Raw genomic sequence first — 24,932 nt, forward strand, 5'->3', positions numbered from 1 at the left:
GAATGTGGCTCGGGGCCCGGGAGCGATGACAACCGCTTCCCGGACCCCGGAGACCAGGACTTCGAGTCGAAGACTGCCTTACGGGGCGGTCTTGACGGTGATCTTCTTGGCGATGATGTCGGCCTTGGCCTTCTCCACCGCGGCGATGACGTCGGTCATCTCCTTGTACTTCGGGTTGGAGTCGGCCAGGCCGACGCCGTCCTTGTCCAGGCCGTAGCGGATCTCACCGGTGGTGGGCTTGCCGTCCTCGACCGACTTGATCAGGTTGAAGACGGAGTCCGAGACGTCCTTGGTGACCGAGGTCAGGATGGAGTCCTTGTACTTCGCCAGACCGGCCTGGTTGTACTGGTCGGAGTCGACGCCGATGGCCCACTTGCCCTTGGCGGACGCGGCCTCGATGGCACCGGAACCGGCCAGACCGGCGGCGGCGTAGATCACGTCGGCGCCACCGGCGTCGAGCTGGCCCTGCGCGGCGGCCTTGCCCAGGTCGGGCTTGGCGAAGCCGTCGAAGTTCGGCGGCTGGGTCAGGTACGCGGAGAGCACCTTGGCGTTCGGGTTGGTGTCCTTGACGCCCTGGGTGAAGCCGGCCTCGAACTTCTTGATCAGCGGGACCTCGACACCGCCGATGAAGCCGACCGTGCCGGTCTTGGACGCCTTGGCGGCGGCGACGCCGGCCAGGTAGGAGCCCTGCTCCTCGTTGAAGACCAGGTTGGCGATGTTGGCGCCGGTGACCGAGGTGTCGTCGATGATGCCGAACGTGGTGTCCGGGAACTTCGGCGCGACCTTCTTGATGGCCGGGGCGTAGGCGAAGCCGACGCCGATGACCGGGTTGTTGCCCTTGCGGGCCAGCTCGGTCAGGCGCTGGACCTTGTCGGCCTCGCCCTCACCGTCGGTGGGCTCCGCCTCGGCGCCCTTGATCTTCAGGTCCGTCTCGGCCTTCTTCAGACCGGCGTAGGCGGCGTCGTTGAACGACTGGTCGCCGCGGCCGCCGATGTCGTACGCGATGGCTGCGGACTTCTGACCCGACTCCGAGGGGGAGGCGGACGCGTCAGAGGACTTCTTTCCGCCACAGGCGGTGGCCGAGAGGGCCAGCGCCGCGGACGCGATGCCCACGGTGGCGATCCTGGTGATCCGGCGCAAGGGGAGGCTCCTTCAAAACCTGACCGAAGCGCCACGACCGGCGCTGGTTTCGCGGCGATCGTAACGCGCGTAGATGTCAGTTAAAGGCCCGTTCATGAGTCGTTATCGGATCGTCGCGAACCGGACAGTGACCGATCGGTAACTGCCAAAGCGTCCAGCCCTTGTGTACCAAGGGCTGGACAGCTCCGCCGGGAGGCGCGCCGATGGGGTAATGCCTCCGGCCCGTTGCCTAGCGGGAGGGCAGGACGCGGCGTCCGTCGATCAGTGCCGCGGCCGTGAAGAACTCCACGCCGACGGCGATGGCGTCCTCGTCCACGTCGAAGTCCCCGCGGTGCAGGTCGCGCTTGGTGGCGTCACCCGGCGTACGCACCCCCAGGCGGGCCATGGCGCCCGGGACGTGCTCCAGGTACCAGGAGAAGTCCTCGCCGCCCAGGCTCTGCTCGGTGTCCTCCACCGAGTCGGCGCCGCGGCGGGCCGCCATCGACTCCCGCAGCAGCTCTGTGATCACCGGGTCGTTGACCACGGGCGGCACCCCGCGCACGTGGTTGATCTCGAACTTCGCCCCGTGCATGGTCGCGATCTCGTCGATGGCCGCGTGGATCATGTCGGGTGCCTCGTGCCAGGCGTTCAGGTCCAGGCAGCGCACGGTTCCGGACAGCTCGGCCTGCATCGGGATCACGTTGCAGGCGTGCCCGGCCTCGATCCGGCCCCAGGTGACGGACATGCCCGAGCGGGCGTCCATCCGGCGGGCCAGCAGGGCCGGGGCGTCCACGGCCACGCGGGCGGCGGCCGTCACCAGGTCCGTGGTCAGGTGCGGGCGGGCGGTGTGCCCGCCGGGGCCGGACAGGCTGACCTCCAGCCGGTCGCAGGCGGAGGTGATCGGTCCGGGGCGCAGCCCGATGCGCCCGGCGTCGACCCGGGGGTCGCAGTGCAGGGCGATGATCCGGCCCACGCCGTCCAGGACGCCGGACTCGATGGCCTCGGTGGCGCCGCCCGGCAGCACCTCCTCGGCGGGCTGGAAGAGCAGCCGTACGGGACGGGGCAGCAGGCCCTGCCGGTCGAGCTCGGCCAGGACCAGGCCGGCACCGAGGACCACGGTGGTGTGCACGTCGTGCCCGCAGGCGTGGGCGCGGTCCGGGACGGTGGAGCGGTAGGGGACGTGCGTCTTGGCGTCCGGGATGGGCAGGGCGTCGATGTCCGCGCGCAGGGCCAGCATCGGCCGGGCCCCGTCCCAGGTACCCACGTCGCAGATGAGGCCCGTGCCGGAGTTGAGCACCCGTGGTCGCAGCCCAGCTTCCTCCAGCCGGGCCTTGATGGCGGCGGTGGTCCGGAATTCCTGGTGGCCGAGTTCCGGGTGCATGTGCAAGTCCCGGCGGAAGGCGATGAGTTCGGTACGCAGGTGGTCCGGAAGTTTGCCGGGAAGCTCGGGCCGGTCGGGCGTGACGGGCTGGAGGGTCTGGGACTCGCGGGACATCAACTGGTTCACCCGTTGAAGGGTAGGCCCACAAACGGCCCAACTGGCCGGGGATCACAAAAAGTTCATGCCGTTAGGGGAAAGAAACCCGGCCTCCGGACGCATGACCGGGTGGACGCGGGGGTAAACTCGCGCGCTCATCCGGCCGTGGAGGCGGTCCCGGCGGGGAGTCTGCGCACATCACGGGCGGTGTCGGTGACCCCGGCGAGGAAGCTGCGGGCGCGGGGGGTGGCGGAGCCGGTGAGCCAGGCCGGATCGACCTCGCACACGGCCACGGTGACGCCGGTTCCGGCCAGGGCGTACGGCAGGGTGTGGACGACGGTGGACGGGAAGCTCAGGACCGTCCGGCCGACGGGTCCGCGACGGGCGGTCAGTTCCAGCGGCAGGTCCGGGCGTACGATCTCCAGCCCCGTCGCCCGGCTCAGGGCGCGCAGCTTCTCGGCGGACTCGCGGCGGTGCGCGAAGTAGCGCGTGGCGCCGTGCTCGGTGGCGAGCGCGCGGACGGCGTCCAGGTACCGGTCGGGGTCCACCACGCCGGTCTCGACGAGCGAGGTGCCCACCAGGTCGGTGCCCTTGGTGAGGCGGGGCGGGCCGAAGCGGGCGCGGGTCCAGGCGAACTCGTTGGCCCGCAGGGTCATGGCGCCGTGCGGGACCACCGGCATGGCGGTGAACAGCTCGACGCGGCGGTCGGCGCGGCGGCCCCCGGCGGCGACGGGGGCGGGTGTGAAGCGGCGGCGGGCGGTGGCCGAGACGGGGGCGTAGGCCAGTTCGCGGACCCGGCCGGGCAGTCCGCCGCCGCCGGCTCGGTGCCAGCGGACGAGGCGTTCGCCGCGGGCGGTCTGCGCCACGAACTCCATGGTGGCGGTGCCGTCGTCGACGACCACCAGCTCCTCGGCGCGCACCAGGGTGAGCAGGAGCTGGACGTAGCGCGAGAAGGGGTCGCCCACGACGACGGTGCGCGCGGCGCGCACGTCGCGCGCCAGCGCGGCCAGCGCCCTGAGCGGCGCGAGGCGGCTGCCGCGCGCCTCCTGCCAGCACACCTCGTGCCCCTCGTCCCGGGCCAGCGCGGCCATCCGGCGCAGTTGGCCGCGGGACATGGGGTCGGTGGGCGGCAGGACGACGATCCGTACGGCGGCGGCCGGCGCGGGATCCGTGACGGGAGCCGGGGCCGGGGCCGCCGCCGCGCGGGTCCGCTGCGGCGGGATCCCGTCCAGCGGGCGCGCGCCGGGCGCGGTGGCGCGTACGTGGGCCCACTCCAGCACGTTCAGGAGTTGGACCGGGCTCTCGACGAACGCCAGGGTGGGGGCGGAGGGGGTCACCACGTACTCCTTGTCGGGGGCGGGGCTGGTGCGTACGCGCCGGACCGGTGCGGCCCTCAGACGGCGGCCAGGTCGCCCCGCACGCGGCGGAGCTTCCTCATCGGGCCGAGCTCGGACTCGTAGACCCGCTTGACCCCGTCGCCGAGGGCGGTCTCGATGGTGCGGATGTCGCGGACGAGGCGGGTGAGGCCGCCGGGCTCGACGGAGGCGGCCTGGTCGGAGCCCCACATGGCGCGGTCGAGGGTGATGTGCCGCTCGACGAAGGCGGCGCCGAGGGCGACGGCGGCCAGGGTGGTCTGGAGGCCCGTCTCGTGGCCGGAGTAGCCGATGGGGACGTTGGGGTACTCCTCGCGCAGGGTGTCGATGACGCGGAGGTTCAGCTCCTCGGCCTTCGCCGGGTACGTGGACGTGGCGTGGCAGAGGAGGATGCTGGCGCTGCCGAGCACCTCCACGGCGTGGCGGATCTGCTGCGGGGTGGACATGCCGGTGGAGAGGACCACGGTGCGGCCGGTGGCGCGCAGGGCGCGCAGCAGGTCGTCGTCGGTGAGGCAGGCGGAGGCCACCTTGTGGGCGGGGACGTCGAACTTCTCCAGGAAGGCGACGGCCTCGGTGTCCCAGGGGGAGGCGAACCAGTCGATGCCGCGCCGGGCGCAGTGCTCGTCGATGGCGCGGTACTCCTCCTCGCCGAACTCGACGCGGTGGCGGTAGTCGATGTAGGTCATCCGGCCCCAGGGGGTGTCGCGTTCGATGTCCCACTGGTCGCGCGGGGTGCAGATCTCGGGGGTGCGCTTCTGGAACTTGACGGCGTCGCAGCCGGCTTCGGCGGCGGCGTCGATGAGCGCGAAGGCGTTGCCGAGGTCGCCGTTGTGGTTGATGCCGATCTCGCCGACGACGTAGACGGGGCGGCCGGGGCCGGCGGTGCGGGCGCCGAGGGTGCGCAGGCGGGGGTCGGGCAGGGCGGGGCCGGGCTGGGAGCTCATGGCGGGGAAGGTCCTCCGGGACGGGGGCGTACGGGGCTGGGGTGCGGGGGACGCGGCCGGTGCGGCGGTACGGGGCCGCGCCGTACGGGCCGCGGGGCGCGGGTCGAGCAGCGGTGCGAGGAGGCGGGCGCGGGCCAGGTCGTGCGGGTCGTCGATCTCCAGGACCCGGGCGGGGTCGGTGGCGACGGGGAGGATGCGGCCGAAGAAGCGGTGGCGGGCGGTGCGGAAGCCGGCGGCGTCCATGGCGTAGGCGGCGCCGGTCTCCAGCAGGTCCTGCGGGCGGTCCTGGCGGCGGGGGCGGTGCGCGGGGTCGTGGTTGACGCCGGTGCCGGAGCCGTCGGGGGCGGCGCGCCAGAGGAAGCCGTGGGAGGGGGCGACGGCCAGGGCGGAGTCCGCCTCGCCGGAGGCGACGGCGACGGCCACGGACTCGACGTCGGAGGTGGCGAGGAAGGGGCTGGTGCACTGGACGAGGAGGACCACGTCCACGGTGAGGGAGTGCAGTTCCTCGAAGGAGGCGAGCGCGTGCAGGACGGCCGCCTCGCTGGTGGCGGTGTCGCCGGAGAGGGCGGTGGGGCGGGTGATGACATCGGCCCCGGCGGCGCGGGCGGCGGCGGCGATCTCCGCGGAGTCGGTGGAGACCACCACGTCGGTGACGGTGGGCGCGGCGCGGCAGGCGGCGACGGCGCGGGCGACGAGCGGGGTCCCGGCGACCTCGGCGAGGTTCTTGCCGGGGACCCCCTTGGAGCCCCCGCGGGCGGGGATGACGGCGAGGACCCTCACAGCTCCCCCAGCCTGCGGATCACCGGCGCGACCCGCTGCACGCCGTGCCGGTACGCGCCGCGCGCGGCCTCCCGCAGATGCCCGCGCAGCCGGCGCCGCAGCCGGGACTCCCCCGCCTCGGGCCGCGCGGCCCCGGCCAGCGGGGTGCCGTCGGGGGCGAGCCGGTGCCGGGCGAGGATCCCGGGGAGGTATCCGGGGGCGGTGGTGGGCGTGTAGTAGGGCGCGGGCGAGGGCAGCCGTGCGGCGGCGAGCAGCCCGCCGACCCGGGCCCGGGCCAGCGCGTAGGGGTCGTACGAGGCGCGCTCGTCCGCGGCGGGCCCGGTCTGCGGGCCCGGCCGGACCCCGTGGGCGGCCAGCCAGCGGGGGTCGGCCCGGGGGATGTGGCCGCTGTCGAGCTGGTCCCATGAGGCCAGGCAGCCCGAGCCCAGGAAGTGGTGGTTTCCCAGGGCCTCGCGGATGCCGAGGTCGGTGAGGACCGCCGTCGGGACGGACCGGTGCAGGGATTCCAGGGCGGCCGTGGAGGAGACGGTGACCAGCAGGCCGGTGCCGTCCAGGACCTCGCCCATGTTCCCGTACACCAGGCGGCAGTTGGGCGGCAGCCCGCCCGGGATCCGCTGCGCGAGCCGCTGGTAGGGCTGCTCCTCCAGGTGCGTGGTGTGCTCCCCGGGCTTGCTGCGCAGCTTGATCAGCACCTCGCGGTCCGGGTGCCTGCGGGCGTGCCCGGCGGCGCGTTCCAGCAGGTAGGCGCGGTCGGCGCGGCTGTCGGGTACGGAGGGCTGCACGGCGAAGACCACCCTGCGGGCCCGGTCCCCGCCGGGCGCGTCGGGCTCGTACGCCGTCCCGCCGAGGAAGGGCAGCGCCGTCTCCGTGACGGCTCCGGCGTCCGCGCCGACGCCCTCGTAGACCGCGCGGAACCGCTCCGCGTCGTGGCGGGAGTTGGCGAGTACGAGGTCCGCGCCGTGCCGCAGCAGCAGCCCGTCGGCGAGCTTCTCGTACACGACGCCCACATATCCGGTGACGAGTACGGGCCTGCGCGCCGGGGCGGGCCACAGGGCGCGGGCGCCGTGCAGCACGGCCTGGACGGCGCCGCCGACGAGGGCGAGCACGACCACGTCGTACCGCTCGCGCTCCAGCTCCGCGAGGAAGCCGGCGCAGGTCACCTCGGTGAGCCGCTCGGCGCGCACCCCCACCTCGCCGAGCTGGCGCGCGGTCGGGGTGGCGCGGCCGCGCAGCAGGTATCCGCTGAGCTGGTGGTCGGGCACGAGGCGGCGGGCGGTGAGTGCCCCCCATTTCCATCGCGTGTCGGAATCGGCGAGTACGGCGACGCGTTTGCGTTCTGGCACGCGGCAGAAGCTATTCCGTGATTTCGGTGATCGGCCCAACGAGCGCACAACAGCCGGTTAACAACGCGTCGACGAAATGCGAAAGCGCACGGGTTAACCCGTCCGACCGGCGCCGTTCACACGGAATACGCATCGGGGCCACGGTGAATGCCGGGGGGCGTCCTAATGTCTCGCGGGTGCCCAAGCTCTCTGTTGTCGTGCCGTTCTACAACGTGCGCACCTACGCGCCGGACGCCCTGAGAAGTCTCGGACTGAACGCCCGGGACGATTTCGAGTTCCTGCTCGTCGACGACTGCTCGACGGACGGGACCTCCGGCCTGCTGGAACGGGCGGCGCGCGAGCTGCCGGGGGCGGTGCTCCTGCGGCACGAGCGCAACGGCGGTCTGGCCACCGCGCGGAACACCGGACTGGACGCGGCGCGCGGCGAATACCTGGCCTTCCTCGACGGCGACGACTGGCTGGCCCCCGGCCACCTGTCCCGGACGCTGGCCGCCATAGAGGCCCTGAGCTGCGATTTCGTCCGTACGGACCATGTGAGCTGCACCGGCCGGACGCGGAGCGTGCAGCGGGTCCCCTTCGGCCCCGAGGCGGTCGTGGCCGATCCGCGCACGGCGATCCTGCCCGCCGACCGGGCCACCTCGGTGGACTATCCGTACGCCTGGGCGGGCATGTACCACCGGCGGCTGCTGGAGCGCGGGCTGCTGCACTTCACCGACGGGCTGCGGACGGCGGAGGACCGGCCGTGGATCTGGCGGCTGCACCGGGAGGCGGCCTCGTTCGCGGCGGTCGGACTGCCCGGGGTCTTCTACCGGCGCGGTGTCGCGACCTCCTTGACGCAGATCGGCGACGAACGGCAGCTCGATTTCATCCGGGCATTCGACCAGGTGCTCGCCGAAGTGATCACCGACCGCGATTCCGCACTGCTCCTCCCGAAATCCGTACGGACGTACTGCGCGATTATCGCGCACCATTTCGGCTCCCTCGAAAGGTTCGAACCGGCCGTGGCCAGGAAACTCCGTTCGATGAGCACGGCCGCACTCGGCCGGATGCCCCAGGACGTGCTCGACCGGGTCCTGGACACGATGGACGCCGACCGCGCCGCCCTGCTGCGCCGGCTGCGCCCCGGCCGCCGGCTCCCCTCGGGGGCGGCCACCCGATGACCACGCAGATCTTCCTGGCCTCCACCCTCTACGGCGCCGCCACCCTCGCGGCGGCCGTGGACGCGGGCCGCTTCCCGCCCGCCGGCCGCCGGATCCTGCTGACCAGCAATCACGCGGTCACCGCCGAGGTCACGCCGGGGATCACCGACATGCCGGGCTTCGCGGCCCTGCGGACGCGCTTCGACGAGGTCCTGGACTGGAACGCCGTCATCGCCCCGCAGCATCCGAGCACCTGGGCCCCGCGCGCCGAGGACATCACCCTCTGGGAGCGGCAGCTGCGCTCCCTGTGGGGGCTCGGCGACGACCGGATCGAGCTGGTCGTGGAATCCCTCCAGGTGCCGCCGGCGCAGAGCCTGTGCCGGGTCTTCCCGGGCGCGGCCGTCGACGTGTACGCGGACGGGCTGATGAGCTACGGGCCCACCCGCTTCCGGCTCGACCCGCAGCTCGGGATGCGGGTGCGGCGGGTGCTCCACCTGGATCTGCTGCCCGGCCTGGAGCCGCTGCTGCTCAGCGAGTTCGGGGCGCGGGTGGAGGTCGTACCGGCGGAGGACTTCCTCAAGGTGCTCGCCGAACTGCCGCCGCCCGGCGCGGAACTGGACGGCGTCGGGGACTCCCCCGCCCTGCTGCTCGGCCAGTACCTGTCGGCGCTCGACCTGATGACGGCGGACGAGGAGGAGGAGCTGCACGCCGCGATGGTCCGGGGCGCCTGCGCGCTCGGCCACCGGGAGCTGGTCTTCAAACCCCATCCGAACGCCCCGGCCGCCCACTCCCGCCGGGCCGTCGAGGAGGCCCGGCGGCTCGGTGCCCGGCTCACCGTGACGAGCACCCCGGCGCTGGCCGAGACCCTGTACGCGCGGCTGCGCCCGGCCCTGGTCGCCGGCTGCTTCTCCACCGGGCTGCTGACCGCCGCCACGCTGTACGGGCTGCCGGTGGCGCGGACCGGCACCGAGGGCGTGCTGGCCCGGCTGACGCCCTACCCGAACAGCAACCGGGTGCCGCTGGTGCTGGTGGACGCCCTGCTGCCCGACCTGGCCGACGCGGAGGCGGTGCGCGGCTGGACCCCGCCCTCGCCGGAGCGGGTGCGGGCGGAGGCGGCCGGGCTGCTCACCGCCGTCGGCTTCACCATGCAGCCGCAGATCCTGGCCGCGCGCCGGGCCTCCGCCGAGGCATGGCTGGCCGCGCACCTGACCCCGCGCACCTGGCGGTACTTCACCCGGCGCAGGCTGACCTCGCTGGGCCTGCCCGGCGGCATCCCGGCCCGGCTGTCCTTCCTGCCGCGCAGCAGGACGGCCCGGCGGGTGGCCCGTAGGCTGCGCCGGGTCCTCGGCTGACGGCGGGGTGCCGGGCGTCGGCCGGGTCCGGCTGACGGCCAGGTCCGGCTGACGCCCGGGTCCGGCCGACGCCTCAGCTGACGGCGAGCTTGGCGGCGAAGCCCAGGAAGAGCACCCCGGCCGCCGAAGTGGCCCCGGCCGAGAGCCGCTTGCGGCGGCGGAACGCCTCCGACAGGCGGGTGCCGCCGAAGATCAGCAGGGTGAGGTAGAGGAAGCTGCCCGTCTGCAGCAGCCCGCCGAGCAGCAGGAACGACAGCGCGGGATAGGCGTAGGACGGGTCCACGAACTGCACGAAGAAGGACATCAGGAAGAGGATGGCCTTCGGGTTGAGCAGGCTGATCAGCAGCGCCCTGCGGTACGGACGCTCGCTCCCGGCGGCCTCGGCGGGGGCGGCCTCAGCCGCCTCGTCCCGCTGGCGGCGGGTGCGCCACAGCGCCCACGCGCCGCGCATCATGCCGACGGCGAGCCAGGCGAGGTAGCCCGCGCCGAGGAACTTGACCACGGTGAACACCAGCGGGCTGGCCCGGAGCAGCGCCCCGGCGCCCACGGCGGTGAGGGCCATCAGCACGGCGTCGCCGGTGAACACCCCGGCGGCGGCCTTGTAGCCCGTACGCACGCCTCGGCGGGCGGCGACGGACAGCACGTAGAGCGAGTTCGGTCCCGGCAACAGAATGATCAGGACGAGGCCGGCCAGATAGGTCGGCAGATCGATGACACCCAGCATGCGCAGGAGTGTCGCATGGGTACGCACCTGTCGCGCCAGTGTGTTTCACGATGTGGAAGCCGAGGGGTCCGCCGAGGGGTCCGCCGCCGTACCCGACCCCCGTGAAGCCACCGGCCGCGGGGCTGATACAACCTTCCCCGCACACCGCTGCGTCAGCCCGCGGACGACCGCTGGTCACAATGGCGCAACATCCGGGGACCCAGCGCAACTGTCCCGGCACGCGGAGCATCACCTAGATACACGACGTAGAGACCCGGGGGGACTGCAATGCAGCGCCAGAGATTCATAATCCGCACGATCGGGGTGGCCACCGCCGTCGCGCTCGCCGCGACCGCCTGCGGGCCGCAGAAGTCGGAGTCCTCGGGCTCCACTTCCGCGTCGCCGTCGGCGTCCACGGCGGGTGCCACCCCCGAAACCTCCGCCTCCACCGACGACAAGCCCTCCGGTTCCCCGTCGGCCTCGGCCTCGGCCTCCGCCTCCGCCTCCGCCTCCGCTTCCGCCTCGGCCTCGCCTTCCCCCTCGGTGAAGCAGATCATGGCCAACGGCGACGAGAGCGAGCAGGTGCGCGAGCTCCAGGCCCGGCTCAAGCAGCTCAAGCTGATGAGCGTCGCGCCGACCGGTTTCTACGGCTCGAAGACGACCGCCGCGGTGAAGACCTTCCAGTCGAAGAACGGCCTGACCGCGACCGGCGGCGTCGACGACCCCACCTGGAAGAAGATCCAGAGCTCCAGCAAGAAGCCCACCGCCGAGGAGCTGCGCCCGCCGACCGTCAACGAGGTCGACGCCCCGGACCCGCGCTGTATGACGGGCCGTGTCATGTGCATCAGCAAGGAGAGCCGCACCCTCGCCTGGATGATCGACGGCAAGGTCGTCTCCACGATGGACGTGCGCTTCGGCTCGGAGAACACCCCCACCCGCGAGGGCGTGTTCAACGTGGGCTGGAAGGCCAAGGACTGGACCTCGACGATCTACCACACGCCGATGCCGTACGCGATGTTCTTCAGTGGCGGCCAGGCGGTGCACTACTCGGCCGACTTCGCGGCCCGCGGCTACAACGGCGCCTCGCACGGCTGCGTGAACGTCCGCGACAAGGGCAAGCTGTCCGCCCTCTTCGACCAGGTGCAGGTCGGGGACAAGGTCGTCGTCTACTGGTGAGCCCGGTGCAGGACGCGAACATGACGGTGGGCCGCCCGGAAGGGCGGCCCTTTGTCGTTCGGTGGCCCGGCGGGCGTGTACGCCTTGTACGGCGTGCACGGCGGGCCGGGAAGTAGAGGGCGCGGGCAGGGCCGGGGGAACGTGCCCCGCCCGCGCCGGTTGCGCAGAGCCCAGAGGTACGGGGGGAACCCCGGCTCATGCGCGGCCGATGACCAGTCGGCTCGATATGTACTGCGCCACCGCTTCGAAAAGTGTTACAGCCAGCTCAGCGGATGAATGAGCGCATACGCCGGCACACGGTCAGCGGCCGCCGCGCAGGGCCGGGGCGCCCATCGGGGCCGCCGGTTCCAGGGTCGCGGAGCGGAGGGTTCCGCCCAGCGGGGAGTCGCGCCGCTTCGGGCCCCCGGTGTCGCCGCCCAGGACCGAGGCGCAGTAGGCGGGGATCCGGGTGACGCCGTCGGCCAGGCGGGTCAGCCGCTCGCGGCGGTCGTTGTCGAGCCGGTTCTTCCGGTAGTCCTCGCACAGGTCGGTTTTCAGCCTGCCCTCCAGCTCGCGCTGGCGGTCGCGGTTGCCGCCGCCCCCGGTGGCCGGGGTCTCGCGGCCGCCGTCCTGGCCGCCCACGGTGCTCGGCTCCTCCCGACTGTCCTTGCCCGCGCTGCCGGTGCCGCCCGTCGTGGTGGAACCGGAGGTGGAGCCGCCGACGGTGCCGAAGCCGGGGGTCGCGCGCGTGGTCTCCTCCGGCGGGCGCGGGGGCTCGCTGGGGACCGGCGGGATCGAGCCATCCGGTACGGGGGTGGGCCGCAGCTTCGGGGTGAGGGTGGGCGTTCCGCTCCGGGTGTCCGTGAACGGGTGCTCCTCGGCGCTGACGGACAGCGCGGGGGCGGGTCCCGCGGCGGTACGGCGGCCCCCGTCGAGCAGCCCCGCACCGGCCGCGGCGGCCAGTCCGCCGGCGGCGACGCTCGCCAGGGCGGCGGCCAGGCCGAAGCTCACGGTCCGGCCGCGCCGGCGTACGGGTACGGAAGCGGACGCGGCGGCGGGGCGGCCGAGGTCGACCAGGGGTTCATGGGCTCCGCGCCCCGCGCTCCGGGCCGCGCCGTCCTGCGGCGTGGCGCCGCGGGCGGCACGGAAGGCGGCCACCGCCGCCTCCTCGCCGGGCAGCGGCGCGCCCGCGGGCGGCGGCCCGCCCACGGCGGCCAGGGCGTCCAGGGCCGCGCGCAGCCGGGCAGCCTCGCCCCGCGCGTCGGCGGCCGGCCCCACAGGTTCCGCCGGCCCGCCGCGCAGCAATGCGTCCGCCGCGGCCTTGTCCAGCCACCTGTCGCGCTCGTCGGCCATCACATGTCCTTCTGCGTCCGCCAACGTGAATGCGTCACACCGGTTTTCTCCACGAAGCCCCCGACCCGGCCGCGCTGGGCGGGTACGGCGTCGAGATCCCTCCCGGCCCTGCCGTCCCACACACGGCCCTCGGCATTATGGCCGACGGGCTCGACCGGCCCGGAGCCGGTGTCCGCGCCCGGTCCGGAGGCGCCCTCCAGTGCCTGCGCGGCCAGCAGTTCGGCGAGCTTCTTGAGGCCGCGGTGCGCGGCGGTGCGGACGGCTCCGGGCCGCTTGCCCAGGGTCTCGGCCGCGCTCTTGGCGTCGAGCCCGACGACGACCCGCAGTACGACGGCCTCGGCCTGGTCCTGCGGGAGCTGGGCGATGAGCGCCATGGTCCGCCCGGTGTCCAGGGATTCCATGGCGGCTCCGGCGGTGTCGCATTCGGCGGCCCAGCCGGTCAGCTCGGTGTCGTCGCCGCCGATGGCGGGGCGGCGGCCGCGCATGCGGATGTGGTCGAGGGCCCGGTTGCGGGCGATCCGGGCGGCCCAGCCGCGGAAGCGGTCGGCGTCGCCGGTGAAGGAGTCGAGGTCGCGGGCGATCTGCAGCCATGCCTCGGAGGTCACGTCCTCGGCGTCGCCGTCCCCGACGAGCGTGCGTACGTAACCGAGCAGGCGTGGGTGCACGGCGCGGTACACAGCACGGAACGCGTTCTCGTCGCCGTCCTGTGCCGCGAGCACCGCGGTGGTCAGCTCCGCGTCGTCCCCCAGCAAAGTCCCCAACCCGTTCACTGTCCCTGTACGTGTGGCGCAAATCAGCACGTTACGGCGTTCCGGCACCTCTCGTCCACGAGTGATACAACGTGCAACCAATCCTGCGCGGAGCGAGGTGTGACACAAAACGCACCCCCGGCGCTGACAGGGATACGGGCTTGTCGCACGAGCCCGTGACGGACGGCGACCGGGGCCTCTCCTGTGGGGGGTGGCGGCCTCGGTCGCCCTCCCCTCGTCCGGGCATTCCACCATGCCCGCCCCGCGCGTTCACATCATCCTTTCGGTCTCACTTCCGAGTGAAATTCCGGCATGGGCACGGCGCGCCCCCGCCCCCGCTCGGTAGCGTGGCGGCATACCCGCGTCGCGTCCTGAGGAGCACTCCGCTGTCCAGCCACCTTCCGGCACAGGCCGTCGGCGGTATTTCCCGGGCCGGGGGCGGCTCCCGTGGGGGCGGCGGCCTGGTGCGGTTCAACGCGCTCACCGACGCCGAGGCGCGCGAGGTGCTGCTGGTCTGCTGCGGGAGCCGGCGGTGGGCGCAGCGGGTGGCCGCGCACCGGCCCTACCCCGATGCCGGGGCCCTGCTGGCCGCCGCCGACGAGGCGTCGTACGACCTGTCGCAGGCCGATCTGAGCGAGGCGCTGGCCGCCGAGCGCTCGGCGGAGCTGGACCACGGGGCGCCCTACGCCGCGCTGCTGGCGCTCGGCGCCGCCCGCGCGGAGTACGAGCGCAAGTTCGGGCACGCCTTCGTGGTCTTCCTCGGCGGTCACCCCCCGGAGGAGCAGGCGGACCAGCTGCTGGCCGCCATCCGGCGGCGGATGGGGCACGAGGTGGACGAGGAGCGGTCGATCTCCGCGGACGAGCTGCGGCGGGTCGCCCAGGCGCGGCTGCTGGACCTGACACGCCGACTCGCCGCGCCGGCCGGGGCTACCGCGGCCGAAATCGGGCGATTCGCCCCTGTGGGATAGCCCGTACGTGGCTGTTTGATCACACCGCCGGACCCCGCGCGAGGGAACCGACAAGTCGTCGCTACGATGTCCGGGGCCGGTGGACCGTACCCGGCCGGGCCCGACCGACAAAGAAGCCGGCTGGCCCCCGCCCCGCTTCCGGAGGGTTTTCCGTGCCGGCTGGAACGTTGTACCGCGGCCGGGAAGGAATGTGGTCCTGGGTGGCTCATCGAGTCACCGGCGTCCTCATCTTCTTCTTCCTGTTCGTACACGTCCTCGACACCGCTCTCGTCCGCGTCTCCCCCGAGGCGTACGACGATGTCGTGGCTACCTACAAGACTCCGATCGTCGCGCTGCTGGAGTACGGCCTCGTGGCCGCCATCCTCTTCCACGCGCTCAACGGTCTCCGTGTCATCGCCGTGGACTTCTGGTCCAAGGGCCCGCGCTACCAGAAGCAGATGCTCTGGACCGTCGTGGGCATCTGGGTCGTGCTGATGGTCGGGGCCCTGTACCCCGTGCTCGGCCACGCAGCCGCTGAACTGTTCGGGAAGTGACGCGCATGTCCTCTGACACTTCTTCTGCCAAGGCCATCGGCGACGTGGAGGGCGTGAGCCTCTACGACACCGACAACCCGGCGCCGTACATCGAGGCCCCGCGCAAGCGCACGGGCAAGACCCCGCGCTCGACCCGCGGCAACTTCGAGATGGTCGCGTGGCTCTTCATGCGCCTCTCGGGCATCGTGCTCGTCGTCCTCGTCATCGGCCACCTGGTGATCCAGCTGGTCCTCGACGGCGGCGTCTCCAAGATCGGCTTCGCCTTCGTGGCCGGCCGCTGGGCCTCCCCGTTCTGGCAGGTCTGGGACCTGCTGATGCTGTGGCTGGCGATGCTGCACGGCGCGAACGGCCTGCGTACCGTCATCAACGACTACGCGGAGCGCGCCAACACGCGGCTGTGGCTGAAGGGCCTGCTCTACACCGCCACGGTGTTCACCATCCTTCTGGGCACGCTGGTGATCTTCACCTTCGACCCGAACATCCGCTAGGCAACGGGGCTGAGGCGAAACCAATGAAGATCCACAAGTACGACACCGTGATCGTCGGCGCCGGTGGCGCGGGCATGCGCGCCGCCATCGAGGCGACGAAGCGCAGCCGTACCGCCGTCCTGACGAAGCTGTACCCCACCCGCTCCCACACGGGCGCCGCGCAGGGCGGCATGGCCGCCGCGCTGGCGAACGTGGAGGAGGACAACTGGGAGTGGCACACCTTCGACACGGTCAAGGGCGGTGACTACCTGGTCGACCAGGACGCCGCCGAGATCCTGGCGAAGGAGGCCATCGACGCCGTCCTCGACCTGGAGAAGATGGGCCTGCCGTTCAACCGCACCCCGGACGGCACCATCGACCAGCGCCGCTTCGGCGGCCACTCGCGCAACCACGGCGAGGCCCCGGTGCGCCGGTCCTGCTACGCCGCGGACCGCACCGGTCACATGATCCTCCAGACGCTGTACCAGAACTGCGTCAAGGAGGGCGTGGAGTTCTTCAACGAGTTCTACGTCCTGGACCAGCTCCTCGTCGAGGAGGACGGCGTCACGAAGTCGGCCGGTGTGGTCGCGTACGAGCTCGCCACCGGCGAGATCCACGTGTTCCAGGCCAAGTCCGTCATCTACGCCTCCGGCGGCACCGGCAAGTTCTTCAAGGTGACCTCCAACGCGCACACCCTCACGGGTGACGGCCAGGCGGCCTGCTACCGCCGCGGCCTGCCGCTGGAGGACATGGAGTTCTTCCAGTTCCACCCGACGGGCATCTGGCGCATGGGCATCCTGCTGACGGAGGGCGCCCGCGGTGAGGGCGGCATCCTGCGCAACAAGGACGGCGAGCGCTTCATGGAGAAGTACGCGCCGGTCATGAAGGACCTCGCGTCCCGTGACGTCGTCTCGCGCTCCATCTACACCGAGATCCGCGAGGGCCGCGGCTGCGGTCCGGCCGGTGACCACGTGTACCTGGACCTGACCCACCTGCCGCCGGAGCAGCTGGACGCGAAGCTCCCGGACATCACCGAGTTCGCGCGCACCTACCTGGGCATCGAGCCGTACACGGACCCGATCCCGATCCAGCCCACCGCGCACTACGCCATGGGCGGCATCCCGACCAACGTCGAGGGTGAGGTCCTCCGCGACAACACCACCGTCGTCCCCGGCCTGTACGCGGCCGGTGAGGTCGCGTGCGTGTCGGTGCACGGCGCCAACCGCCTGGGCACCAACTCGCTGCTGGACATCAACGTCTTCGGCAAGCGCTCGGGCATCGCCGCCGCGGAGTACGCCCACAGCCACGGCTTCGTCGAGCTGCCGGAGAACCCGGGCGCGCTCGTCGAGGAGCAGGTCGAGCGCCTGCGCAACTCCACGGGCCACGAGCGGGTCGCCGACCTGCGTCTGGAGCTCCAGGAGACGATGGACGCGAACGTGATGGTGTTCCGTACGGAGCAGACCATCAAGACCGCGGTCGAGAAGATCGCGGAGCTGCGCGAGCGCTACAAGAACGTGTCCGTCCAGGACAAGGGCAAGCGCTTCAACACGGACCTGCTGGAGGCCATCGAGCTGGGCAACCTGCTCGACCTGGCCGAGGTCATGGCCGTGTCCGCGCTGGCGCGCAAGGAGTCCCGCGGTGGTCACTACCGCGAGGACTACCCGAACCGCGACGACGTCAACTTCATGCGCCACACCATGGCGTACCGCGAGGTCGGGGCCGACGGCTCGGACTCGGTCCGGCTCGACTACAAGCCGGTCGTCACGACCCGCTACCAGCCGATGGAGCGTAAGTACTGATGGCAACCCCGACTCTGGACAAGATGGAGGCCGCGGCCGCGGCCTCGCCGTTCATCACGGTCACCTTCCGGATCCGCCGCTTCAACCCCGAGGTCTCCGACGAGTCCCAGTGGCAGGACTTCCAGGTCGAGATCGACCCGAAGGAGCGCGTGCTCGACGGTCTCCACAAGATCAAGTGGGACCTCGACGGCACGCTGACCTTCCGCCGCTCGTGCGCGCACGGCATCTGCGGCTCCGACGCGATGCGGATCAACGGCAAGAACAGGCTCGCCTGCAAGACGCTGATCAAGGACATCAACCCGGAGAAGCCGATCACCGTCGAGGCCATCAAGGGCCTCACGGTGATGAAGGACCTCGTGGTCGACATGGAGCCCTTCTTCCAGGCGTACCGCGACGTCATGCCGTTCCTCGTCACCAAGGGCAACGAGCCGACGCGCGAGCGCCTGCAGTCCGCCGAGGACCGCGAGCGCTTCGACGACACCACCAAGTGCATCCTGTGCGCCGCGTGCACCTCCTCGTGCCCGGTGTTCTGGAACGACGGCCAGTACTTCGGCCCGGCGGCGATCGTCAACGCGCACCGCTTCATCTTCGACTCGCGTGACGAGGCCGGCGAGCAGCGGCTGGAGATCCTGAACGACAAGGACGGCGTGTGGCGCTGCCGCACGACCTTCAACTGCACCGACGCGTGCCCGCGCGGCATCGAGGTCACGAAGGCGATCCAGGAAGTCAAGCGCGCGCTGATCACGCGCCGCTTCTGACCTCCCGGTCCGTCCGCGTACGAGGGCCCCGCACCCCGGTTCACCCCGGGGGCGGGGCCCTCGGCCGTGCGCGGGCCCGGTCAGCGGCGCAGCTGGCCGGTGATCGCCGGATCGGTGATCTCGGTGTCCCGCGCGAGGAGCATCGCCTTGGAGAGGATGACGGCGAGGGTGCGGTCCCCCTCGAAGGGCAGGTATCCCGGCGCGGCCCCGACGGCGGTGTCCGAGGGTCCGGGCACGATGCACAGGTACTGGTCGTCCGGGGACATCAGGATGTTCCCCGAGCCCAGGTGGATCCGGTAGTCGCGCAGGTCTCCGCGCACGTGCAGGAAGCGGCCCTCGACCCGGCAACGGTCCGCTATGGCCAGGCGGGGCACCAGCCGCTCCAGCAGGGCCCGCCGGGTCTCGGCGCTCCGGCCCAGCTCTCCGAAGCCGTACGTGTGCCAGTACGCGCGGAAGCTGCCGCCGGGGCCGCCGTCGTACCAGGTGGGGTCGTTGCCGATGCTGGCGACGCCGACGAACAGGTCGACGTCGCGCAGCACCTCGCTGAGCACGAGCTCCGGTATCCGGTCCAGCCGCAGCGGCCGGGCGCGGCGGCCCCGGTGCGGCCACATCGTGTACCGGCCGCCGTAGGTGCTCGCGTGGTTCGGCGGGGCGTCGGCCGGATAGAAGCGGACCTGGTCGGTGCGCAGCCGCAGGTACGTCCCCGTGTCGTTGATGTCGGTGCCGTGCTCGTGGCCCTCGCCCTGCACCCAGTACTCGGCGCGCAGCCCCCACTGCGGCAGCTCGCGCACGGCGGGCGGCGCGGAGTCGTCCACGCGCAGGCGCAGCCGGTCCTGCCAGCCGCGGGCGGCGGCCAGCGCGTGGAACTGGTGCTGGCGCAGGATGTGCGCGGCGAAGCGGTTCGAGTACCGCTTGGTGCGGCGCTCGGCGTCGGTGAGCAGGTAGATCTCGCGGTGGGCCTGTTTGAAGGGCTGGGTCACGCCGTACCGCTCCAGCCGCTCGCGCCAGGCGAGGATCTCGGCGGTCTCCCGCCCGGCCGGGTGCCACAGCTCGACGGTGCCGCCGCCGGCCAGGGGCGCGCCGTCGAGGGTGCGCAGGGCGCCCTCGGTGAAGGCGGCGGGCGTGCCGTCCACGGTCCAGATCAGCCGGCGGGCCAGGGTGCCCACCACGGGGTGGTCGAGGTACCGCGCGCGCCACGGGCCGTACGTCCAGCGGCGGCGGGCCAGGAAGAGCCGGTCCAGCCGCTCGGACTGCGCGGAGAGGGATCTGTCGATGTCCTTGACCAGGCCCTTGAGCCCGGCCAGCTCCTCGGGGTGCTCCCGGCGGACGGCGGCGGGCACGCCCCGGACGGGCCGGCCGCGGGCGTCGCGCCAGGACAGCACGGCCCGGGGCCCGCGCACCTCCAGCGCCGCGGCGGCCTCCCCGAGGCGGTAGGCGGCCCGGCCCACCTCCGTCAGCCCGTGGGCGGGCACGGCCAGTTCCCCGATCTCCTCCCGGCCGGTCCCGAGGGCGGCGGCGCGGTCCTCCAGCGCGCTGTCGACGAGCCTGCGGGTGCCCTTGTACGTCACCCGGGTGGCCAGCCGGGCCAGTTCGGCGAGGGCGGCCTCGCCCTCCGTGCGGGCCAGCGCGCCCACGGCGGCGTTGGCCACCTTGGGGCTGCGCGGCCCGAGCCCGGCGGCCTTGCGCAGCGAGGTCTCCACCAGGGCGCCGAGCGCGCGGGCCGTGCCGGGACGGGGCGGGAGGAGCGGCAGCAGCCACAGGAGGCCGCGCAGGGCGTTGGCGTTGTACGGGTCGAAGGCGGCGTTCACGTCCGCCTCGTAGGTCTCGCGGTGCAGTGCGTGGGTACGGGGCCTGCCGACGAGCGCGAACCAGCCCAGGACGGCGGTGTGCACCTCCTCGGCCCCGAGGCCGTCCACGAGCCTCCGGGCCGTCCTCTCCCAGGTCGCGGACGGCTTCGCGGTCCGGGCGGTCACCGCGTGCGCGAGCAGGCCGTGCCAGCGCGGGTCCGCCATGGCCCGCTCCGCCCATTCCTCGCCGGTGTTGAGCACGGGCTCGGTGAACTGCCGTACGAAGGCCCGCAGACCGGGGTCGTCGAGCAGCAGGGCGCTGCGCCGGAGCGTGGCGACGACGGGCGCGGACAGGGTCCGGCCCTCGGCCACCTCGGCCCGGCACAGGACGTCCCGGCGGTCTCCTGCCCACAGGCTGTGGCTGCGGGCGAGGTCCGCGACGTGGGCGGCGCGCTCCTCGGGCAGGGGCAGCGCGCCGAGGCCCTGGCCGACGTGGGCGATGAGGAACAGCAGGGTCCCGCGCACGGGCGCGGGGTCGCTCCCGTGCCGGTGGCGGCCGGCGAGGGCGTCGACGAGCCGGCGGCGCTCCTCGTCGGGGCGCGCCCGCGCGCGGTCGAGGTGGCGCGTGAGCTCGGCGTCGTAGAAGGGCAGGGTGGTGGCCTGGTGCAGCAGCTGGTCGGCCATGCGCCCGTGGTCGTGGGTCATCAGCCGCCCACCAGGGGAACGAGCGTGAGGAAGGTGACCTCGGTGTCCGCCCGGAGGTCGATCTCCTCGTCCAGGCCGGTGATCTGCCGGTCCCCCACCAGCACCAGGAAGCCGTTGCGGGCGAAGGCGCGGAGCGCCAGCGCGGTCTGCTTCTCCGGGTCGACGCTGCGCGGGCCGCGCAGCGCCCAGCCGTTGAGGACGGCCTCGGCGCCCTCCGGCCGCACCAGCCCCCGGAAGACCTCGGGCCGGCGCGCGTGGAACTCCGCGACCTCCTGGAACACCCGGCGCCGGATCAGCTCGCGCAGCGCGAGCCGTTCCTCGGGCAGGTCGAGCACGGGGCCGTCACCGCGGCTCCCGGAGGTCGTCTCGTCGACGAAGGTCACCATGGCCATACTCCCGACGGTAGGGGCGCCCACTGACAACTGCCCCTGGCGGCGGCCGCTGTGGAAGGATCTGCGGCATGAGTGAGCAGCAGCCGAATCCGTACGCGCAGGGGCCCGGCGGGCAGGGCGGGCCGTCCTACGGGGGCGGGCAGGGCGGGCCGTCCTACGGGGCCGGGCAGGGTGACTACCGGTGGGGGCCCGGGGAGCCGAGTTACGGATACCCGCAGCCCTATCCGGCGGCTCCGGCCTACCAGCCGACCCTCGGCGGCGCGGGCCTGCCGGTGCCCGGCGGATATCCGGCCGCGCCGATGGGCGGCGCCGGGCTGTCGCTCGGGGACATCACCGTCGCGGGGGACCAGATCATCACCCCGTCGGGCACGATGCCGCTGCGGGGGGCGATCTGGAACGCGAGCGACTTCTCGCGCACCGAGGAGAAGATGCCGGCGCACGCGATCGTGCTCGCGATCGTCTTCTTCCTCTTCTGCCTGCTCGGGCTGCTCTTCCTCCTGATGAAGGAGAAGACCACCACCGGCTACATCCAGGTGACCGTCACCAGCGGCGGACGCCACCACTCCACGATGATCCCCGCGGTCGACCAGGGCACCTTCCACTGGGTGATGTCCCAGATCAACTACGCCCGCTCGCTGAGCGTCTGACCCTTCCTCCCCTGAGCGCCCGGGCCCCGGCCCGGGCGCTTTCGCATGCCCGCGAACCCCTTCCCCGCACGGCTTGAACTTGTTCAAAAAAGCTTCTAGAGTCATCGACGTCAGAGCATTTGAACACGTTCAAGGAGCTGAGGGCTATGGACCTCACCGTGGTCACGTATGTCGTCTACCTGCTCATCAGCATCGGGCTCACCGTCTGGGTGGCCCGTACGCTCAGCCGCAACGGCCGCGTCTTCATCGGCGACGTCCTGCACGGCAACGAGAAGCTCGCCGACGCCGTCAACCAGCTGCTGGTGGTCGGCTTCTACCTGGTGAACATCGGCTTCGTCACCCTCTACCTGCGGTCGAGCGAGGAGATCAGCAGCCCGCGCGAGCTCTTCGAGGCCCTGTCGGTCAAGCTCGGTGTCGTCCTGCTGGTCCTCGGGATCATGCACCTCGGCAATGTCTGGGCGCTGAACCGGATGCGCCGCCGCGGCCTCATGGAGCGCCAGCAGACCCCGCCCGTCGCCCCGCAGGGGTGGACCGCTCCCGCCGGGGTCTGAGCGGTGGCCCCCGCCACGGCGGCCGGACGGCCGGTCAAGCACCTGACCGTCCTCTACGACGCCCACTGCCCGCTGTGCGTGCACATCCGGCACTGGCTGCTGGCGCAGCGGTGGCTGGTCCCGCTCGCCCTGGTCCCCGCGGCCTCCTACGAGGCGCACCGGCGCTTCCCGCGGCTCGACCACGCCTCCACGCTCCGGGAGATCACCGTCGTCGGGGACTCGGGGCAGGTCTGGCAGGGTACGGACGCCTTCATCGTCTGCCTCTGGGCGCTGGCGGAGCACCGGCCGCGGGCCAACTGGCTGGCCACCCCGGCCGGCCGGCCCTTCGCCCGGGCCGCGATGTACACCGCCTCGGCCTGGCGGCAGGCGGTCCGCACGGACGGCTCCCCGGAGGGGGCCCCGGCCCTGGAAGGGGCTCCGGGCGGGGCTCCGGAAGGGGCCCCGGGACCGGCCTGTGACGACCACTGCCCGGCCCCCCGATAGGCTCGTGCACCGTGACTGATCAGAAGGCTCCCAAGAGCGAGCAGACCCGCACGCTCATCCTCGAAACCGCGCTCCGGCTGTTCCAGGAGCGCGGTTTCGACAAGACGACCATGCGGGCCATCGCCAAGGAGGCCGGTGTCTCGGTCGGCAACGCCTACTACTACTTCGCGTCGAAGGAACACCTGGTCCAGGGGTTCTACGACCGGATCGGCGCCGCCCACCAGGCAGCGGTCCGCCCCATCCTGGACCGCGAGACCGATCTGCAGAAGCGGCTCGCGGGCGTGCTGACGAGCTGGCTCGACATCGCGGCTCCCTACCACGAGTTCGCGTACCAGTTCTTCAAGAACGCCGCCGACCCGGAGAGCCCGCTCAGCCCCTTCTCGCAGGAGTCCGAGCCGGCCCGGCAGGCGGCGATCGACATCCACCGCGAGGTGCTGGCGGGCGCGAAGACGAAGGTGCCGGCCGAACTGGCCGACGTACTGCCGGAGCTGATGTGGCTCTCGCAGATGGGCCTGGTCCTGTACTGGGTCTTCGACCGCTCCCCGGACAGCGAGAAGACGCACCGGCTCGCCGAGCGCGGCGCGCAGCTCACCACCCGGGGCATCATCCTGGCCCGGTTCCGCGTGCTGCGGCCGCTGGTGCGCGAGGTGCACGAGCTGTTCGCGGACTTCCTGCCGGGCATGGCCCAGACGGCGGCCGCGAAGGGCCGCCGCCGGGCCTCGGACCCGGACCCGGATCCGGGTCCCGATCCGGACCGGGACCCCGAGCGGGACTAGCCGCAAGCAGGACGAGCGGCTACAGCCAGTCGAGTTCCCACAGCCGCCAGACGCCCGTGCCGTCGGACAGGTACTGCCCGCCGGTCACGGCGTCGCGGGACATCACGTAGTCCTTCTTCTGCCAGATCGGCAGCATCGGCACCTGCTGGGCGACCAGCTTCTGCAGATCGCGGAAGTCGCTCGCGGCGTCGGCCCGCTCCGAGTGGGACTGGGTACGGGTGATCAGCTCGTCCACGTGCTTGTCGGAGAAGCCGTTGTTCATCGAGGAGTCCGCGCCCACCAGCGGGGCGAGGAAGTTGTCCGCGTCCGGGAAGTCCGCGATCCAGCCGATGGTGTAGGCGTCGAACTCGCCCGCCGCGTAGCCCTTCTGGAAGTCGTTCCACTCCGGGACGGGCTTGAGCGTCACCTGGAAGAGGCCGCTGCCCTCCAGCTGCCGCTTGATCTCCTCCGCCTCGGGCATGTTCGCGCCGCGTACGTTCACCCCGAGCCTGAGCGGGACCGGGGTGCTGACCCCGCCCTCCTTGAGGATCTTCTTCGCGGCGGCCGCGCTGGGCGCCGGCCAGGCGTCGAAGAAGGGCGTGCTGTGGCCCGCGATGCCCGCCGGGACCAGCGAGTACAGCGGGGTGACCGTGCCCAGGTAGACATCGCTCGCCACCTTGCCCCGGTCCAGTACGGCGGCCACCGCCTGGCGGACCGGCGCCGGGGCGGCGGCCGAGCCGGGCCGGACGTTGAAGACGACGGAGCGGGTCTCGCTGCCGCCGGACGCCTGGTAACGGGTGTCCTGCATGCCCGGGTTGAGGTTCGCGAGCACCGAGGGCGGCATCTCCCGGTGGGCCACCTCGATCCGGCGGGCGCTCCACGCCTGGTCCAGGGCCGCGGAGTCCGCGAAGTACTTGACGGTGACGGGCGCGTGGGCCGGCTTGGCCTGCCCCTTGTACGAGGCGTTCGGCTTGAGCTCGGCGCTCGTATCGGCCTGGTACGCGGTCAGGGTGTACGGGCCGGAGCCGTCCACCGCGGGCTCCTCCCGCAGGGACTTCGCCGGGTACTTCTCCTTGTCGACGATCGAGGCCGCACCCGTGGCGAGCTTGAAGGGGAAGGTGGCGTCCCGGGCGGAGAGGTTGAAGGTGATCGTCCGGCCCTCGGCCCGCACCGATTCGAGGGTGTTGAACAGCGGCGCCGGACCCTGGTCGGAGTTGATCGCCTTGATCCGGTCGAAGGAGTGCTTGACGTCCTCGGCGGTGATCGCCCGCCCGCCGGAGAACTTCAGGTCCGGGCGCAGTTCACACCGGTACGTGGTGAGCTTCTGGCCGATGAAGCCGCAGGAGGCGGCGGCGTCCGGGACGGGCTCGTCGGAGCCGGGCCGGACGGTCAGCAGGGACTGGTAGACGTTGCTGAACAGGGCCCAGGAGCCCGCGTCGTACGCCCCGGCGGGATCGAGGGAGGAGACGACGTCACTCGTCCCGACCCGGATCGCGCCGAGGTCGCTGCCGTCCTCCGGCAGCAGTTGCCAGGCCCCCACGCCGGCAGCGGCGAGGACCAGCCCGGCCGCGATGATCTTCGAGCGGACAGACCGCATCCC

23 protein-coding genes and 1 pseudogene are annotated in these 24,932 nt (G+C 72.5%); 12 read left to right on the top strand and 12 right to left on the bottom strand.

All coding sequences use genetic code 11. The features are described 5' to 3' along the window. Positions 1–78: 78 nt before the first annotated feature. From ABZ873_RS18475 to ABZ873_RS18500, 6 genes and pseudogenes are all read right to left on the bottom strand, one after another. Positions 79–1,140, bottom strand: coding sequence for a BMP family ABC transporter substrate-binding protein (locus ABZ873_RS18475; RefSeq protein WP_360872637.1), 1,062 nt, complete (start codon positions 1,138–1,140; stop codon positions 79–81). Positions 1,141–1,369: 229 nt separating this feature from the next. Continuing rightward, on the bottom strand, positions 1,370–2,614 hold the full coding sequence (locus ABZ873_RS18480) for a M20 family metallopeptidase (protein ID WP_360872759.1): 1,245 nt from the start codon (positions 2,612–2,614) through the stop codon (positions 1,370–1,372). A gap of 137 nt (positions 2,615–2,751) precedes the next feature. Next, positions 2,752–3,933 (bottom strand): hypothetical protein, encoded by a 1,182-nt coding sequence (locus tag ABZ873_RS18485; RefSeq protein ID WP_360872640.1) that lies wholly within the window; start codon positions 3,931–3,933, stop codon positions 2,752–2,754. Between the two features lie 56 nt (positions 3,934–3,989). Then, entirely contained in the window at positions 3,990–4,889 is a 900-nt protein-coding gene (locus ABZ873_RS18490; protein ID WP_360872762.1) for an N-acetylneuraminate synthase family protein, read from the bottom strand. A gap of 438 nt (positions 4,890–5,327) precedes the next feature. Further along, a pseudogene (locus ABZ873_RS18495) lies at positions 5,328–5,693 on the bottom strand (NTP transferase domain-containing protein); the annotation flags it as partial. After that, positions 5,690–7,036, bottom strand: coding sequence for a DUF6716 putative glycosyltransferase (locus ABZ873_RS18500; protein ID WP_360872642.1), 1,347 nt, complete (start codon positions 7,034–7,036; stop codon positions 5,690–5,692). The pseudogene ABZ873_RS18495 and the gene ABZ873_RS18500, both read right to left, overlap by 4 nt. Positions 7,037–7,212: 176 nt before the next feature. Between ABZ873_RS18500 and ABZ873_RS18505 the strand changes: the two genes are divergently transcribed. Further along, a complete protein-coding gene (locus ABZ873_RS18505; RefSeq protein ID WP_360872645.1) occupies positions 7,213–8,196 on the top strand; it encodes a glycosyltransferase family 2 protein in 984 nt (327 codons plus the stop codon). Further along, on the top strand, positions 8,193–9,527 hold the full coding sequence (locus ABZ873_RS18510) for a polysialyltransferase family glycosyltransferase (RefSeq protein ID WP_360872648.1): 1,335 nt from the start codon (positions 8,193–8,195) through the stop codon (positions 9,525–9,527). The genes ABZ873_RS18505 and ABZ873_RS18510 overlap by 4 nt, the downstream gene beginning before the upstream one ends. 73 nt (positions 9,528–9,600) lie before the next feature. Here ABZ873_RS18510 and leuE read toward each other — a convergent pair whose 3' ends face one another. Continuing rightward, entirely contained in the window at positions 9,601–10,251 is a 651-nt protein-coding gene (gene leuE, locus ABZ873_RS18515) for a leucine efflux protein LeuE (RefSeq protein WP_360872651.1), read from the bottom strand. 303 nt (positions 10,252–10,554) lie between these two features. On the opposite strand from leuE, the gene ABZ873_RS18520 reads away from it, so the two are divergent. Then, positions 10,555–11,406 carry a L,D-transpeptidase family protein gene (locus ABZ873_RS18520; RefSeq protein ID WP_360872653.1) on the top strand — a complete coding sequence of 284 codons (852 nt, stop codon included), beginning with the start codon at positions 10,555–10,557 and terminating at the stop codon, positions 11,404–11,406. A 300-nt stretch (positions 11,407–11,706) separates the two neighbouring features. On the opposite strand, the gene ABZ873_RS18525 is transcribed toward ABZ873_RS18520, so the two are convergent. Next, the gene (locus tag ABZ873_RS18525) at positions 11,707–12,738 is read right to left on the bottom strand and encodes a hypothetical protein (protein WP_360872656.1); all 1,032 of its coding nucleotides are present in this window, start codon (positions 12,736–12,738) and stop codon (positions 11,707–11,709) included. Then, positions 12,738–13,490 (bottom strand): RNA polymerase sigma factor, encoded by a 753-nt coding sequence (locus tag ABZ873_RS18530; protein WP_360872765.1) that lies wholly within the window; start codon positions 13,488–13,490, stop codon positions 12,738–12,740. Before ABZ873_RS18530 ends, ABZ873_RS18525 begins: the two co-directional genes overlap by 1 nt. A 461-nt stretch (positions 13,491–13,951) precedes the next feature. On the opposite strand from ABZ873_RS18530, the gene ABZ873_RS18535 reads away from it, so the two are divergent. From ABZ873_RS18535 to ABZ873_RS18555, 5 genes are all read left to right on the top strand, one after another. After that, positions 13,952–14,455, top strand: a complete 504-nt coding sequence (locus ABZ873_RS18535) for a 2-oxo-4-hydroxy-4-carboxy-5-ureidoimidazoline decarboxylase (protein WP_360872659.1) — start codon at positions 13,952–13,954, stop codon at positions 14,453–14,455. A 152-nt stretch (positions 14,456–14,607) separates the two neighbouring features. Beyond that, a complete protein-coding gene (gene sdhC, locus ABZ873_RS18540) occupies positions 14,608–14,988 on the top strand; it encodes a succinate dehydrogenase, cytochrome b556 subunit (RefSeq protein WP_360872662.1) in 381 nt (126 codons plus the stop codon). 5 nt (positions 14,989–14,993) lie between these two features. After that, on the top strand, positions 14,994–15,476 hold the full coding sequence (locus tag ABZ873_RS18545) for a succinate dehydrogenase hydrophobic membrane anchor subunit (RefSeq protein ID WP_360872664.1): 483 nt from the start codon (positions 14,994–14,996) through the stop codon (positions 15,474–15,476). A gap of 23 nt (positions 15,477–15,499) precedes the next feature. After that, positions 15,500–17,254 carry a succinate dehydrogenase flavoprotein subunit gene (gene sdhA, locus ABZ873_RS18550; RefSeq protein WP_360872667.1) on the top strand — a complete coding sequence of 585 codons (1,755 nt, stop codon included), beginning with the start codon at positions 15,500–15,502 and terminating at the stop codon, positions 17,252–17,254. After that, a complete protein-coding gene (locus tag ABZ873_RS18555) occupies positions 17,254–18,012 on the top strand; it encodes a succinate dehydrogenase iron-sulfur subunit (RefSeq protein WP_360872670.1) in 759 nt (252 codons plus the stop codon). Before sdhA ends, ABZ873_RS18555 begins: the two co-directional genes overlap by 1 nt. 80 nt (positions 18,013–18,092) lie before the next feature. Here ABZ873_RS18555 and ABZ873_RS18560 read toward each other — a convergent pair whose 3' ends face one another. Together ABZ873_RS18560 and ABZ873_RS18565 are read right to left on the bottom strand one after the other, a co-directional pair. Next, complete coding sequence (locus ABZ873_RS18560; RefSeq protein ID WP_360872673.1) at positions 18,093–20,504, bottom strand: DUF4132 domain-containing protein; 2,412 nt, start codon at positions 20,502–20,504, stop codon at positions 18,093–18,095. Further along, positions 20,504–20,896, bottom strand: coding sequence for a hypothetical protein (locus tag ABZ873_RS18565; RefSeq protein ID WP_360872676.1), 393 nt, complete (start codon positions 20,894–20,896; stop codon positions 20,504–20,506). The genes ABZ873_RS18560 and ABZ873_RS18565 overlap by 1 nt, the downstream gene beginning before the upstream one ends. 68 nt (positions 20,897–20,964) lie before the next feature. Here ABZ873_RS18565 and ABZ873_RS18570 point away from each other — a divergent pair, with 68 nt between their 5' ends. From ABZ873_RS18570 to ABZ873_RS18585, 4 genes are all read left to right on the top strand, one after another. Beyond that, a complete protein-coding gene (locus ABZ873_RS18570) occupies positions 20,965–21,543 on the top strand; it encodes a hypothetical protein (protein ID WP_360872678.1) in 579 nt (192 codons plus the stop codon). 146 nt (positions 21,544–21,689) lie between these two features. Beyond that, positions 21,690–22,094, top strand: a complete 405-nt coding sequence (locus tag ABZ873_RS18575) for a hypothetical protein (RefSeq protein ID WP_360872681.1) — start codon at positions 21,690–21,692, stop codon at positions 22,092–22,094. Positions 22,095–22,097: 3 nt separating this feature from the next. Beyond that, on the top strand, positions 22,098–22,577 hold the full coding sequence (locus ABZ873_RS18580; RefSeq protein WP_360872684.1) for a DCC1-like thiol-disulfide oxidoreductase family protein: 480 nt from the start codon (positions 22,098–22,100) through the stop codon (positions 22,575–22,577). An 11-nt stretch (positions 22,578–22,588) separates the two neighbouring features. Further along, complete coding sequence (locus tag ABZ873_RS18585) at positions 22,589–23,353, top strand: TetR family transcriptional regulator (protein ID WP_360872686.1); 765 nt, start codon at positions 22,589–22,591, stop codon at positions 23,351–23,353. A 19-nt stretch (positions 23,354–23,372) separates the two neighbouring features. Here ABZ873_RS18585 and ABZ873_RS18590 read toward each other — a convergent pair whose 3' ends face one another. After that, entirely contained in the window at positions 23,373–24,929 is a 1,557-nt protein-coding gene (locus tag ABZ873_RS18590; protein ID WP_360872689.1) for an ABC transporter substrate-binding protein, read from the bottom strand. Positions 24,930–24,932: the final 3 nt, after the last annotated feature.

The sequence above is a fragment of the Streptomyces sp. NPDC047014 genome (genome assembly GCF_040644195.1).
In the GTDB taxonomy this organism is placed as follows: Bacteria; Actinomycetota; Actinomycetes; order Streptomycetales; family Streptomycetaceae; genus Streptomyces.